The 14,059-nt window shown below is 37.8% G+C and carries 11 protein-coding genes; 2 read left to right on the top strand and 9 right to left on the bottom strand.

What is annotated here, in order from left to right:
- Positions 1 to 750 precede the first annotated feature (750 nt).
- Positions 751 to 1,926, top strand: a complete 1,176-nt coding sequence (locus V6C71_18400; protein ID HEY9770433.1) for a transposase — start codon at positions 751 to 753, stop codon at positions 1,924 to 1,926.
- Positions 1,927 to 2,104: 178 nt separating this feature from the next.
- Positions 2,105 to 3,070 carry a protochlorophyllide reductase gene (locus V6C71_18395; GenBank protein ID HEY9770432.1) on the top strand — a complete coding sequence of 322 codons (966 nt, stop codon included), beginning with the start codon at positions 2,105 to 2,107 and terminating at the stop codon, positions 3,068 to 3,070.
- A gap of 151 nt (positions 3,071 to 3,221) precedes the next feature.
- On the opposite strand, the gene V6C71_18390 is transcribed toward V6C71_18395, so the two are convergent.
- From V6C71_18390 to V6C71_18350, 9 genes are all read right to left on the bottom strand, one after another.
- Complete coding sequence (locus V6C71_18390) at positions 3,222 to 4,547, bottom strand: glycosyltransferase family 4 protein (GenBank protein ID HEY9770431.1); 1,326 nt, start codon at positions 4,545 to 4,547, stop codon at positions 3,222 to 3,224.
- A gap of 547 nt (positions 4,548 to 5,094) precedes the next feature.
- A complete protein-coding gene (locus V6C71_18385) occupies positions 5,095 to 5,751 on the bottom strand; it encodes a hypothetical protein (protein ID HEY9770430.1) in 657 nt (218 codons plus the stop codon).
- Between the two features lie 674 nt (positions 5,752 to 6,425).
- The gene (locus tag V6C71_18380) at positions 6,426 to 6,953 is read right to left on the bottom strand and encodes a Uma2 family endonuclease (GenBank protein HEY9770429.1); all 528 of its coding nucleotides are present in this window, start codon (positions 6,951 to 6,953) and stop codon (positions 6,426 to 6,428) included.
- A gap of 334 nt (positions 6,954 to 7,287) precedes the next feature.
- Positions 7,288 to 7,860: a YdcF family protein gene (locus V6C71_18375; GenBank protein HEY9770428.1), complete on the bottom strand. Its 573-nt coding sequence runs from the start codon at positions 7,858 to 7,860 to the stop codon at positions 7,288 to 7,290.
- Between the two features lie 9 nt (positions 7,861 to 7,869).
- Positions 7,870 to 8,820 (bottom strand): GDP-mannose 4,6-dehydratase, encoded by a 951-nt coding sequence (locus tag V6C71_18370; protein ID HEY9770427.1) that lies wholly within the window; start codon positions 8,818 to 8,820, stop codon positions 7,870 to 7,872.
- A 100-nt stretch (positions 8,821 to 8,920) separates the two neighbouring features.
- The gene (locus tag V6C71_18365; GenBank protein HEY9770426.1) at positions 8,921 to 10,135 is read right to left on the bottom strand and encodes a glycosyltransferase; all 1,215 of its coding nucleotides are present in this window, start codon (positions 10,133 to 10,135) and stop codon (positions 8,921 to 8,923) included.
- A 4-nt stretch (positions 10,136 to 10,139) separates the two neighbouring features.
- On the bottom strand, positions 10,140 to 11,294 hold the full coding sequence (locus V6C71_18360) for a glycosyltransferase (GenBank protein HEY9770425.1): 1,155 nt from the start codon (positions 11,292 to 11,294) through the stop codon (positions 10,140 to 10,142).
- Between the two features lie 49 nt (positions 11,295 to 11,343).
- The gene (locus V6C71_18355) at positions 11,344 to 12,831 is read right to left on the bottom strand and encodes a hypothetical protein (protein HEY9770424.1); all 1,488 of its coding nucleotides are present in this window, start codon (positions 12,829 to 12,831) and stop codon (positions 11,344 to 11,346) included.
- A gap of 48 nt (positions 12,832 to 12,879) precedes the next feature.
- A complete protein-coding gene (locus V6C71_18350; protein HEY9770423.1) occupies positions 12,880 to 14,034 on the bottom strand; it encodes a glycosyltransferase family 4 protein in 1,155 nt (384 codons plus the stop codon).
- Positions 14,035 to 14,059: the final 25 nt, after the last annotated feature.

Below are 14,059 nucleotides of genomic sequence, written 5' to 3'. Positions count from 1 at the left end.
GAGTGCTATGTCTAGATATTCATCGTTTTTTACTTCTGTGAAGAGAGGCGGTCGTATAATTACTCAAATTATTATAGCGATAAATTAAGTCAATTCAACTGAGCGATCGGGGTATTTTTAACCTTTTGTGAGTGAGAATTCTCCTTCAAAACGACGACAGGAGTTCAGTGGGAGATGATAACGCGACGCGAAGCTAGTCCTTTAGGGAACTTTACATTTTAGATACAAAAAGTTTATGAAACCTTTGTCAAATAAGCAGTTTAGCTGTTGTCTATCACGGATACACTTCGCTATACAATACTTTTGGTACGTGAAATCTAGCTTTTATTGCTCTCCAGTTCGTACAAATTAGCACCTTGACAATTCAAGATAAGAAGTTCTACAGAAGAGTTCTGTAGGTAAAATCTTGAGCGTAATTAGATGTAAATCGTAAATTCATTTTTGCGTTAGTCCTAAAGGATACCGCTTCGCATATACCGTGGGACTCACGGGGAACAAATTGACTGTCAAGTCGGGCTGTCGGGGTTTGTTGAGCTAATCAACAAACTAGACAAGTGGCGTTGGGCAGTAAAGCCTAATCGTGAGGTTAGGAAGCTCGTATCTTTATCTTTGATTTAGGATGAGAGGATGTCACCCAGACCAAGCGAGCGATCGCATTTACAGCAAATGAAAGCCCACGCGCTTCAGCCGTGGGATGAAAAACCCGAAGTTTAACTATACTATATTATGCTTTCGTGCTAGCGTAATAATATGTTAGTTTTAGAAGCCAAGATATACGCAAAACAAGTTCAATATCAAGCGATGGATGAAGCCATTTTAACGGCTCAATTCATACGCAACAAAGCACTCCGCTATTGGATGGATAACAAAGGAGTAGGAAAATACGATTTAAGCGCATACTGCAAAGTATTAGCTGCGGAGTTTCCTTTTGCTCACAAGTTAAATTCAATGGCAAGACAATCAAGTGCAGATCGAGCTTGGGCAGCGATATCTCGTTTCTACGCTAACTGTAAAAACAAAGTAACTAAAAAGAAAGGTTTTCCTAAGTTTAAAAAACACTCTCGTTCCGTTGAATATAAAACAAGCGGATGGAAGTTTTCTGAAGACAGAAAGAAAATAACCTTTACGGATAAAAATAACATCGGACAAGTTAAATTAAAAGGTACTCGCGATTTGAATTGTTACGATATCAAGCAAATCAAAAGAGTACGTATAGTTAGACGTGCAGATGGTCATTATTGTCAGTTTTTAGTTGATGTAGATAACAGAGAAAAAGTTGAACTTTCCTATTCAGAAATAGGTTTAGACGTTGGTTTGAATTACTTTTATACTGACGACAAAGGGAATCAAATAGAGAATCCTCGCTTCTATAGAAAAGGAGAAAAACCTCTCAATCGATTGAATAAAAGTAAGTCTAAAAAGTATATTAAAGGAGCAAAGCCTCAATCTAAAAACTATCACCAAGCTAGAAAAAGATATGCCTTGAAGCATCTTAAAACAAGTAGGCAGCGTAAAGATCATGCCGTAAAGCTGGCACGATGCGTAGTCACGTCTAACGATGTAGTCGCCTACGAAGATTTAAGAATTGCCAATATGGTAAAAAATCACAATCTAGCTAAATCAATAACTGATGCTGGTTGGTATCAATTTAGAGTCTGGTTAGAGTATTTTGGGTACAAATTTGGCAAGATAACAATTGCCGTACCGCCCCAATATACTTCTGTTATTTGTTCTAGCTGTGGAGCAAAGGTTAAAAAAGCTCTTAGTACCCGAACTCATAAGTGTAAGTGTGGCTGTGTCTTAGACCGCGATCAAAACGCAGCCAAAAACGTTCTTTCAATTGGACTAAGTACCGTAGGACATACGGGATCTAAAGCTTGGGGAGAAGAAACCGCTATTTTAACTGGTGAGAACCTGTTGGAGTAAGTTTTTTCCGTGAACCAAGAATCCCACGGTTTCTAACCATGTGGAGTGTCAATCTGCCAATATCTTCCAATAAAAATATAACGCTTTATGACTTGCAGATAACTTGGGGTGGGATATTGTGAGATTTTAAAAACAAGTATAAATACTAGAATAGATTACTAAAATAGAAATTTTTAAAATGGCACAACAATCAACCGTTATAGTTACAGGAGCATCTTCTGGTGTCGGTTTATATGCTGCTAAAGCCTTGGCTGAGCGAGGATGGCACGTAGTCATGGCTTGTCGTAATTTGCCCAAAACGGAGCAAGTGGCGCAGCAAGTCGGTATACCTGAAGATCGATACAGTATTATTCACTTGGATTTAGCTTCTTTAGAAAGCGTGCATCAGTTTGTTCAAGATTTTCGCGCTACTGGCAAGTCTCTAGCAGCCTTGGTATGTAACGCTGCGGTTTATTTACCCTTAGAAAAAGAGCCACAGCGCAGCCAAGAAGGTTATGAGTTAAGCGTTGCGACTAATCATCTAGGTCATTTTCTTTTGTGTAACCTAATGCTGGAAGATCTCAAAAATTCTCCCGCACCAGAAAAGAAATTGGTAATTCTTGGCACTGTTACGGCTAACCCCAAAGAAATAGGCGGAAAAATTCCCATTCCCGCACCTCCAGATCTGGGAGATTTAAAAGGTATGGAATCTGGTTTTAAAGCTCCTATAGCCATGATTGACGGCAAGAAGTTTAAGCCTGGAAAAGCATACAAAGATAGCAAGTTATGTAATATGCTAACCATGAGAGAACTACACGATCGCTATCATGAATCTACGGGGATTATTTTTAACGCTCTCTATCCTGGCTGTGTAGCAGAAACAGGATTATTCCGCAATCATTATTCTTTATTTCGGACGATCTTTCCTTGGTTTCAAAAAAACGTTACAGGAGGGTATGTAACTGAAGAGTTAGCAGGAGAAAGGGTAGCAAAAGTTGTTGCCGATCCCAAATTTAACGAGTCTGGGGTTTATTATAGTTGGGGCAATCGCCAACAGGAAGATCGCACCGCCTTTAAACAAGAAATTTCTAATGAAGCGATGGATGCTAATAAAGGTAAACGCCTTTGGGAATTAAGCGAAAAGTTAGTCGCAATTGCCAATTGAAGAGTTAAATGCGATCGCGCTTCAGCAATGCCTCCTAAATCCTCTAATCTTGGGGGACTTTAAGTTATCTTATCTTTCTCCCCCAAATTTGGGGGTAGGAGGGCGGAATCAATCAATAGAAGCTAATAGCTAATAGCTAAAAACTAATCCATTACCTTACCGCTTGTTCTTGAGTAACACCAAGAACTTCGCAATACTGATTAGCAATAATTTGTGGTGTAAAATGTTCTTTCATATAGTTACGTCCTGCTTTACCCATTTTGATAGCCAGATCGGGATCGGCAGCCAAAAATAAAATAAACTCCGCCAAATCTTCACTGTGATTATTTTTAAAAGACGCGCCACACTTGGCATCAGCAATCAACTGACGCAGATATGAATAGGGTTCACAAATAGCGGCGATCGCTTTTCCCGCAGCCATAATGCCATATACTTTGCTAGGGGCAACCACTCCTTCTAAACCAGGTGCGATCGTTACCAAGGCTAAATCACAAGCTGTTAGAGAATAAGGCAAATGGGCTTTATCTTGATATGGCAAGAAAATACAGTTGTTTAAGTTCAAATCGGCAATGGTTTGGCGACATATTTCATGATTAGCCCCTGCACCAATAAAGACAAACTGTACGGGTTTATCTTTGAGTAATTTAATCGCGCCCACAATAGTATCTACATCATGACAGCGACCTAAATTACCAGAATATAAAACGGTAAACTTACGGTCTATTCCATGTTGGCAAGCAAACCAATTTTCCTGCTTAGTTATTGGTTTAATTAGGTCAGCGTCTGCCCAATTATGAATGATCGAAATTTTGTCAGAAATTTCAGGATTCTTAGCAATAATTCTGTCTTTCATAGTATTGCTTAAGACCACTAGCTGTTTGCTGTTGCGCCAAACAATCGTATTTACCTTATGCCAAAACTTAGTGATTAAACTCTTCTCGGAAACTATATTTAATTCGACAGCAACATCGGGATATAAATCATAAATCAAACAAATATATTCTAAACCAAAGAACAACTTAGCGAAATAACCGATGATTGAAAGAAAAGGTGGCGCAGTGGTTAATAAAACACAATCATTTCGGCGAGCATTTCTAAAGATATGCCAAGCTGATCTTAGAGTGAAAACCATCCCATTAAACGTTTTACCACGAATTCTAGTCGAACATAATTGTACTGTTTTGGAGCGTTGTATATTGACATCTTCTTTTCTCTCTTTGCTCGGAGCTTGCATTTGTTCAAAAGCATATCCAGGCTGCCCTGTAAAAACATTTACCTGAACATTACTTTTGCCTAGATTGCGGGCTAACTCCTGAATTAATTGACCCGTAGCTGCATAATCGGGAGGGAAAAACTGCGTAATTATTAATAGATTAAACTTTGCGGACACTTCATCTGACTTAGGCATTTGATTCTGTAGAGATTGCGAAAAAGCCTGCTTACTTTTTCTTGACCATAGACTTGATATGTTAGTCATATTTACTTAATACTCAGTACCAAAAACACAGTGAGAAAATACTGTTTTCAGTATTCCCAAAATGGCTTAATAAAGTTTAGGTAAAATTGCGTAAATTAGAGCAGTTTGTAATTGAATTGGCTATATATATGATTAAATAGCTATTAGCTTTTAGCTTTTTTAGTGTTCTGCCCACTGAAAAGTTAAGCTGTAGGCTTAATTTGAAATTTATAAAAAGGTGATAAATCTAATTTACTTATTAAATTCTGTTCTCAGCAGTGAAGTGACACATGACACAGATGTTTTTTTATCTATTAACTATTTTTGGGCTTTTGATATGTATAGATAGGGATAGGCTTTCATGGTAGTTTATTGCACTATCCCGCCCCCTAAATCCTCACCTCCCTTAATCCCTCCTTTTACGAGGGAAACAATTGTATCTTTCCTGTAGGGGAGATAAAGAAGGGTTGGGGACTTTGAGTTATTTTCTTTATCCAGAGTTGGAGGTAGAGGGGACGAAATCAGACCTCGATTCAGCAATGCTAAAAATAATTGTAAGAGTTGTAATTTAACAACTTTTAAGCCTTTTCTTTAGTCGATGGACACCGAACAAACCACCAAAGAAAACCAGCCCCATACTAGGACTAAATTCAAAAGGAACTGCTGAGGTTTCAATAAAATCAAATCTCATATCTAAATTCTCTGGAGCATTTGTAGAACGAAAAGTTATCGACTCAGCTGTTGTCAAATTAGCACTGCCCGTGGCTTGATCGAAACGAAAAAAAGTATTTCCTGTTGCTCCCGCAGCAACTGATTGAGTTATGGTAGATGTATTATTATCAATATCAGTTACGTCAAAAGCCAAACTTGCACCTAGATCGTTTTCGAGAATATTTACAAGAAAAGATTTCTGAGTATTTTCATTAGTTAAATCTGTACCGCCTGCGCTGAAGTCGCCATCATAAAGGATGGAAAAACGCGGCTGAACTCCTGAATCTGAAGATAAAATAGCATCCTGGGTAGTTTGTCTTATAGAAAACTTAGTGGCATCTTCTCCTACTCCAGTTAATTTTTCTACACTAATAGTTCTCTGTCCACCGATAACTCCTGTTAGAGAGGTGTTTGTGTCGGTTACTGGCGTACTGTCATCAGTAGTATCTATAACGGCTTGATCGCCATCAACCTGATCATTAACGTCACTAAAAAGATCTATTGTAACAGCCATTGCAGGGGTTGAAATCAACCCGAGAAGCAATGCGCCTATTCCCACACCATATATTATATTTAACAGTTTCATTTTGCTGATTTCTAGATAACAAATAAATTAGAATAATTCGCTGGCAATAAACTCGATCAAGAGATTTAATTAATCGCTTAATTAGGTTTTATTCTTGCCAAACCATTTAAATTAAATTATAAATACGCGAATATGTACAGCTTTACAGTATCTTGATAATCAGTTAATCGCCAACTGTATTTATACGTGTTTTGTTGCGATGAATATAGAAATTATGTAAGTACAAAATAGCGTTGCGAAAATTATTTAATAATCACAATTAGTCAATGATTTACGAGTCAATAATACTTCTCGTTAAGTGTTTTTATTGATTGGTTTTTAGCTATTGATTACAAGTTAAGAAAAAGTAGTCTTAGTCAACACGCTTATGTGGATTGAAGGAAGTTTATACGGTGACGGGATAGTTAAAGTTCAGGAAAAATATCTCAAAAGCTATGGGTGGCATTGCAAATAAAAACCAAATGATTATGTAAGGGCAAATGGTCATTATGTAAGGACGAATTGCCATTCGCCCCTACGAGTAATTTGGTTGGTATAAGAGTCGCAAATCAAAAAATTTCAGTCAAATCTAAAGTAAATTCAGGTAAGACATCTTCTCCTGATCAAGTTGAAGGATTATTGATTATCTCTACTTGCTGCCCAAGTCGATATATTTCAACTGTTTTTGCTGACGGCTCAATTAACCAACCAAGCTTGACGCTATTATCTAAATACTCCTGCATCTTTGCCTGTAAGTCTTGATATCTTTGGTTTTTAAGATCGCTTGGACTAACGAGTTCAATTACAAAATCTGGAGTGATGGGAGGAAAACCTTGTTTTTCTGCAAGGGTTAAAGTATTCCAGCGTTCTAATTGAATCCAGCTAACATCTGAACTTCTTCTGGCATCATTAGGCAATACAAATACGGTAGAAGAATCAAAAGCTTCTCCAAGTTTTGTTTGACGATTCCAATTTCCCAAATCCAAGTATAAGTTGAAATTTTTTCTGCCTGCTTCACCTCCAGTCGGACTTATTATAATTAATTCTCTATCTTGAGTTAACTCTAATCTGGCAATTTGTTCGGCATCAGCTAGCTGCTCAAACTGTTCGAGAGTAACTTTAAATCCTTTGGGAATAGCGATCGCTTCCATTTTTCTTGTTTAACTTTTTTTTAATTACTGTCTATGATGATTATTTTTTCTATTTTATATAAGACGCTAAAAGCTGTCCTAAAGGATTCCCGTGCATGGTATATGCGTAGCGGTATGCTAAAGCCCTAAAGGATTAGCTTCGCGTCACACTAACTACGTGTCGTCCGTTCAGGGACACCTTCGGACGATGCCCGTGCATGACTAGCTTCGAGACCGAAGGGAATCCTTTAGGGCAAATGTGACCGAAGGGCGGAGTGCGGTTTATCCGTGAATCATGCACGGGCTTTAGTATAAGCTTCGCGTCATCGCTAAAAGCTTTGTGAAAAGACTTCCTTTATCTGCCATTTAAACTAGACCCTGTATGATTAGTTAGTAACCAAACAAAAGATCGCCCCAGATCGCGGATAATTTTGAGTTTAGTTTCAGCAGCTTGATTAGTATCCATAGCCACAGGAGTACAAAAAATTCCTTGACTACCCAAAACCACAAAAGCGATCGCTTTGGCTCTAGGCATATGAAAGTCAGAGGTGATTAAATAAATATGTTGAAAGTGCCTTTTTTTAAAGCTTGCAACCAAGGTAGTGAAGTTAGTCACCGTATCTGTCGCCTGACGATCTAGGTAAACTTGTCTTCCAGCAATACCGATTTGTTGAAATATTTGACGGGCTATTTCAGGATCGCTACCAGTAGAAACCCAGATAGGTAAGGTAGGATAAGACTGAGCAAAGTTGGCAGTAAATACTTCTCGATTTAAACCGCCGCCTAAAGTTAAAATTGCTTGAGGATCGGGCTGTTGATATCGTGCGATCGCGAGTTTGAAGGGTATGCTAAAAATTAGCAGCAAAACTACGGTTAGACTGGCTAGGGCAAGATAAAACCGCATCTTACCTTTGTATTTCAATTGCATCTATAGATATTAGTAATAGGCATCGACCATCATTTTGACGACATCGGGCATTTTATATTTGGCTGACCAACCAAGTTTTTCTTTGGCTTTTGCAGGATTACTTTTACTGATCGCTAAATCAGTAGGTCTTAATAGACTAGCATCGGTAGTGACGCGGTCTTTCCAATCTAAACCGACATATTTAAAAGCTTCAGCCACAAATTCTTCTAGAGAATAACTTTGTCCCGTAGCTACCACGTAATCATCGGGTTGTTCGTGCTGCATCATCAGATACATTGCTTCGACATACTCTGGCGCCCAGCCCCAATCTCGTTTGACTGAAATGTTGCCTAGATGTAGTTGTTCTAGGCTACCTTTGGCTATTCGACAAACAGCATCAATAATTTTTTGAGTCACAAATCTTTGCGGTCTTAAAGGAGATTCATGGTTAAATAAAATACCAGAACAAGCAAATAGACTGTAGGCTTCACGATAATTTGCCACCTGCCAGAAGGCAGTAGATTTTGCCACCGCATAAGGACTTCTGGGGCGAAAAGGAGTATTTTCATCCGCAGGGCAATCTCCAATATCACCAAAAGATTCGCTCGAACCTGCATTGTAAAATTTAATTGGCGCACCAATAAAGCGGATTGCTTCTAAGAAATTTAAATTTCCTGTAGCAATGCTTTCTAGGGTTTCTACTGGTTGATCGAATGATAGACCAACTGAGGTTTGTCCAGCCAGATTATAGATTTCGTCAGGCTGAATTTTACTAATTACCTGTAAAACGCTGCGAAAGTCTGTCGGCACTAAAGACTCATATTTAATCTGTTCGCGAATTCCCAAACGGAGTAAATTACGAAAGGAAGATATTTGAGCATCTCTGGAAGTACCACAAACTAGATAACCCTTTTCCAGCAGCAACTTAGCTAAATAAGCCCCATCTTGACCCGATACACCGCAAATAAGCGCTACTTTCATAATTACAATTAAGATAATTTTGTTGCTTTGAAAAACTACTAATATACAATTCCCATAAAGTGAATATTTCTAATAACTTTCATAGCAAAACTTATATTTATCAATCTGTCAAAAGTTTTGCTGCTAAATTTACATCTTGGTTGAGAGACTTGCGTTGAATAATAGCGAAATAATACTGAATTAGTTGAGTTGCGATCGCTGACCAAGAATACCTTTTACTGGCTAACTTTTGAGCATTTTTGCCCATTTGCGAGCGCAATTCGGGTGAATTTATTAATCGATCTAGTGCTTGCATCAACTCTTCTTTTCCTTCGACTACTAATCCAGCATTGGCAGCGGCTATGTCGGCAGCGATTTGCACTCCTGGAGTAATGATAATTGGCAAAGAAGCGATCGCAGCTTCAGCAACTACAATGCCAAAGTTTTCCGAAAAAGATGGCAAGGCAAAAATGTCTGCGCCCTGTAGAAGCAAATCTTTATCTCTGCCTGATACAAAACCCAGCCAAGAAGTACATTCAGTCAAACCACGATTTTTAACTAAGTTGTGAAGCTGGTTGACATAATCATCTTCCCCAGATCCAGCCATAATTAAATGAAATTCTTGCCCCAGTTTGTTTAATTCTGCTAAAGATTCGATTAATAAATCGGGACGTTTTTTATAGTGCAGACGGGATAAAAATAAAATGATTGGTTGGTTAGCAGGGATATTGTATTGACTACGAATTTCTGTTTTAGCTGCTGGCAATATTGCTGGTTGTTCTACGCCCAAAGGAAGAGTAATAGTCGGAGTTTTGATGCCAAAATTACGCACATCTTCAGCTTCACCCAATGCTGTAGAGTGTATTGCTGCTGCACTATTTAAATTATGCCGTTCAATTAATGAGGTGTAGATTTGTTTTTTGAGGCGACTTTGAGCTAATGCCCAAGGTGTAAGTTGACCAATAGTTCTAACTACATAGGGGATTTTATTGAGTCTGGCAAATATTCCCGCACAGGTAGAAGCATAGGAAAAAAGATAGTGAATGTGTACTAAATCGTAATTGCTAATATTTCGCCACAACCACTTAGTTAATCCAGCCGAAAAAATGAACTCTTTCAGCGGTAAAGCAAAACGCGGCAAAAACCAGATCGGAACATCCTGATAAATAATGCGATCGCCCAAAGGTACGTCTAAAAGTTCATTACCGTTGTCATTTGTAGTCACTATTTCGGCATCAATTCCCTGCATTCTTAGTGCCTTAACCATGCCCAACACTGCTTGACTAGGACCTCCTCTAGAAGGTGCAATAGAAGGTATAACGTGCAGTACTTTCATTAATTTAGTTAACCTCGTTGAGATAATCTTTCATCAGTTTCTTCAGTGTTTTTTGGAATTGGGCGAATCCAAAAGTATCAATAACTTTTTGTCTTAAAACCTCTGGCTGATAAATTAAAGGATGAGGATGAGTACCTTGCAGCATTTGCATTAAGTTTTGCGCGATTGCACCTAGATCATCTGGATTGACTAAAACCCCTAATTCACCCTGACATAAAGCATCAATTGCCCCATCGCGATCGCCTCCTAGGGTTGGTTTACCGCAAGCTAAAGCTTCTAAATAGACGATGCCAAAACCTTCGCCTTTACTCGGCATCGCAAATACATCACAGAGGTTATAGTGGTCGTTTAATTCTGTATCAGGAATAAAGCCAGTCAAAGTAACCCAGTCTTGTAAATCCAACTCGGCAATTAGCTTTTCAATGCGAGGGCGATCGCTTCCTTTCCCTACGATAATGTAATGAACATTAGGGATAGTCTGACGAATACTTGGTAACGCTTTGAGTATTTGGTCGTAGCCTTTGTAGCGTTCGGTACTGTCTAACCTTGCTACAGTTAAAATGACAGGCTGTTCTGGAGTTAATTGATAACGCTCTAATAGGTGCTGGGGTTTTGCAGCAATTTTAAAGCGACTAGCATCAAAAGTATTGGGAAGTAAAGAGATGCGACTAGGATCGAGATTTTGTTCTCGGATTAAGCGATCTCTTGTATAGTTACTGACTGCTAAAATGCGATCGGCAAATTTCAAGGCAGTTTGCAAAGTCGGATTATCAATTTTCCAAGCATCAACACCATGAGCCACAGCCCAGTAAGGTATGCCAGTTAAGCGTTTTAGCCAATAGGCAGCAACAGTAAAATTAAGATGGGTGCAAATAATAACATTAGGACGTTGCCAAAGACCATATCCGAAAATCTGACTAGCAAACATGGAAGTGCGTAAACGAGAAGACCACTTACCGCTGAAATGAAATCGAGTTTTTGGGAGAAAAGCAACATCTGCTACAGTATGGCGATCGTGTTTGAGAAAGACATCATAGTCTAATCTGGGATATATCTTTTGTAATGCTTCTAGGAAGAAAGCCGAGTAGACTTGAATGCCACCTTTAAACTCGAAAATATTGGGTAACCATAAATGTATACTATTTTGATTAATTTTCATTAGTGTTTCTAGCTAACTCCATATATTTATTCTTGGTATTATATATTTGCTATCTAATATAGGTTTTGGTAGCTAATGTGAATTTAGCAATAAAGTATAGTCCAATCCCTAAGATAAATACACGACCAATCATCAAAGAGAAATTAGATTCTTGATAGACTAAATTCAAAATTACGGTAATTCCCAGAACACATTCAATTAAGTTCATTTTGTTGCTGTTGAATAGTTGCTCGATTAAAGCTAGCAATACGCCAAAAAATGACATTCCAATTAATACACCTACAGCTCCAAAGTTGGCATATAATTCAACCAGCCAAGGCAAATTGACCGAAGTTTGAGTATTCAAATGCGCAATTAAATGATAGCGTTGCCCAAATTGATTACCGATAGTTTCTTTTGGTTTATTTGCCCAAATAACTCGGGGAATAAATTTAGTTAATAAAGATAAATAACTTCCTCCATTCCAGTAAGGAACATTTTTCGGTGTATCTTCAATTACTTTAGAAAACAAAGCAATATGAGCTATTCTACCGATGTTTTGCTGTTCTGTATCTTCGGTGGCAAATGATGCCGATTTGTTTGATTGATGATTAATTGCTAATTCGATGAATAATTGGGTTTTGGTCAGTAAACTTTCTTGACTATAAATTCCATCCCAGACTAAAGCACGATATTGCGCTTTGATCGGATTTAAAAAAATATAAATAGCTATTATAAAAGCGACTAATATTATCGATATTCGCTGATGTTTATACCATAAAATACAACAGACAAATAGTATTAAATGAATAATTTGAGCCAATGCTCCGCTGGTAAGTGCAGCAAGTATCTCAAGAGGCAGAAATATGCCGACGATCGATAAAGCTTGAATCTGAGGTAATTTCTTTTCCGCCCAAACCAGATAAAATATGCCAAAGCATAATATTCCTAAAGGTCTCAAAATATTACCGATAGAAGGAATAAAGTGCAATAAAGGAACATATTCATAGGCAATATGAGCGGTAAGTGCCAACCAAGTTAAGAACAATAATCGATTAATTGAATAAGAGTTTGATATTTTAACTGGATTTACATTTTTCCAGAGTGAAGATTTTGATTGATAAAAAAAGAAGATGAAGCTGGATATTCCAACCAAGGTTAAAAATAGTGAAAAATTACTTACTTCTCCTAAACTAGCTACACCAAAAACATAGATATCATCACTAGAAAACATTGGTAGACTAAAAGTAATAGCATAGAACAAGCCGATTAATGGTAGAAAAGGAATTGGAGGTCTTTGAGGATTTTTTAAGTAAGATAGGCTAGGAAATAGGCATACCCATAAAATTAATAAAGCCAAACTAAGTTTGCTGGTGGGAAGATTTACTGGTGCGTTAAATATTAAATAGATGCTGGAAAAAGCTAATCCAGCTAGAACACAATAATATATTTTGTTGATATAAAGATTAGTCTTTAACTGTTGTTGATGTTTTTTGATTACTAGACTGGTAAATGCTCGCTCTGTCCGATTGGATTTGGCTGAATTTTGATCATACATAGCTAGAAAATAATCTATACAGGCGATAATTTAATTGATAAAAGCTGATTATTGTAATGAGGATATTTGAGCGTACGCTTGGATAATTTCCTCGCCATATTGATCCCAAGAATAAGATGTTTTTACTTGCTCTAAAGCATTATTTCCCATCTCATTTCGTCTGTCGGGATGTTCGTAGAAGAACATGATTTTTTCTTTGAGTGCTTCTACATTTCTAATGGGGATACAAAAACCATCAATTCCATCCCTAACAATATCTTCTCCGCCAGTATTGGTAGTATGAATTATAGGTAGACCACAAGCCATTGCTTGAGACTGAACCATTGCCAGTCCTTCTTCAATTGAAGCCAAACAAAATACAGAACATTGAGCATAAAACCAGCGCAGTTGATTCTGGGGATGTGTGCCTTTAAAGATAATACGATCGCTTTGATATTTAGCTAAAAAAGGTTCAATTTCAGGAGCAACTGAACCGACTAACCATAACTCGGCATCGGGTAAATTCAATTCATGAAAAGCTTGAATTAAATACAGCACGCCTTTGCGGAGATTAATACTGCCACAGTGCATAACTCGAAAAATATTATCTTCTTTGGGTACAGGATAAAACTCGGTCAAGGATGTACCATAAGGAACATGAATTAGTTTATTTTCAGGAATACCTTGGGCGATAAAAGTGCGTTTGGCAAATAGGCTGGGAATGGCAATGCGATCTGCTTCTTGATACTCTTGTAATTCGCGATCGCAAATTCCTGGGTGAGTCGCATTAAATTTAAGTCCCCAGCGATCGTATTCTTCTTGCAGGATTTGGGTTTGATATTCTATATGGCTACTACCCCGCTCAACTACCGTCATTGCCCCCATTTCCTTGGCTTGGCGCAAAGAGCATAAGCTAGATCCAGACCAACCTACAAATACATCCAAGTCGCACAGTAGTTTTTTGGTCACACAGCGATCAAAAGTTTCGGCAAACCATAGTTGCAGATTGTGTTGCTGTTTAAAACAATTAGGTAATTTTCGCCAAGCACGAGCCAATATTTCTAGGTGTAATATTGAATTAATCGAACTCTCAGCAATACCATATTTAGTAATTTCCCAGGTTGGGTAACTAGAAATTAATTGATGCAAACAGTTTCTTTTTTGTACCTGCTGTGCCAAATTAAAAGCATGGAAACGACCTAAAACTGATATGGCGACTTTCATCTTATTGGTTAATAAACAATTGAAA

The sequence above is a fragment of the Coleofasciculaceae cyanobacterium genome (assembly GCA_036703275.1).
Taxonomy (GTDB): domain Bacteria; phylum Cyanobacteriota; class Cyanobacteriia; order Cyanobacteriales; family Xenococcaceae; genus Waterburya.
This window is presented reverse-complemented; position numbering and strand designations above follow the sequence as displayed.

Excerpts from the sequence above, each read along its gene's own strand:
- V6C71_18390 (HEY9770431.1), bottom strand. The coding sequence starts at position 4,547 with ATGACTAACATATCAAGTCTATGGTCAAGAAAAAGTAAGCAGGCTTTT.
- V6C71_18350 (HEY9770423.1), bottom strand. The coding sequence starts at position 14,034 with ATGAAAGTCGCCATATCAGTTTTAGGTCGTTTCCATGCTTTTAATTTG.
- V6C71_18380 (HEY9770429.1), bottom strand. The coding sequence starts at position 6,953 with ATGGAAGCGATCGCTATTCCCAAAGGATTTAAAGTTACTCTCGAACAG.
- V6C71_18400 (HEY9770433.1), top strand. The coding sequence starts at position 751 with ATGTTAGTTTTAGAAGCCAAGATATACGCAAAACAAGTTCAATATCAA.
- V6C71_18365 (HEY9770426.1), bottom strand. The coding sequence starts at position 10,135 with ATGAAAGTACTGCACGTTATACCTTCTATTGCACCTTCTAGAGGAGGT.
- V6C71_18375 (HEY9770428.1), bottom strand. The coding sequence starts at position 7,860 with ATGCAATTGAAATACAAAGGTAAGATGCGGTTTTATCTTGCCCTAGCC.
- V6C71_18370 (HEY9770427.1), bottom strand. The coding sequence starts at position 8,820 with ATGAAAGTAGCGCTTATTTGCGGTGTATCGGGTCAAGATGGGGCTTAT.
- V6C71_18355 (HEY9770424.1), bottom strand. The coding sequence starts at position 12,831 with ATGTATGATCAAAATTCAGCCAAATCCAATCGGACAGAGCGAGCATTT.
- V6C71_18395 (HEY9770432.1), top strand. The coding sequence starts at position 2,105 with ATGGCACAACAATCAACCGTTATAGTTACAGGAGCATCTTCTGGTGTC.
- V6C71_18360 (HEY9770425.1), bottom strand. The coding sequence starts at position 11,294 with ATGAAAATTAATCAAAATAGTATACATTTATGGTTACCCAATATTTTC.
- V6C71_18385 (HEY9770430.1), bottom strand. The coding sequence starts at position 5,751 with ATGGCTGTTACAATAGATCTTTTTAGTGACGTTAATGATCAGGTTGAT.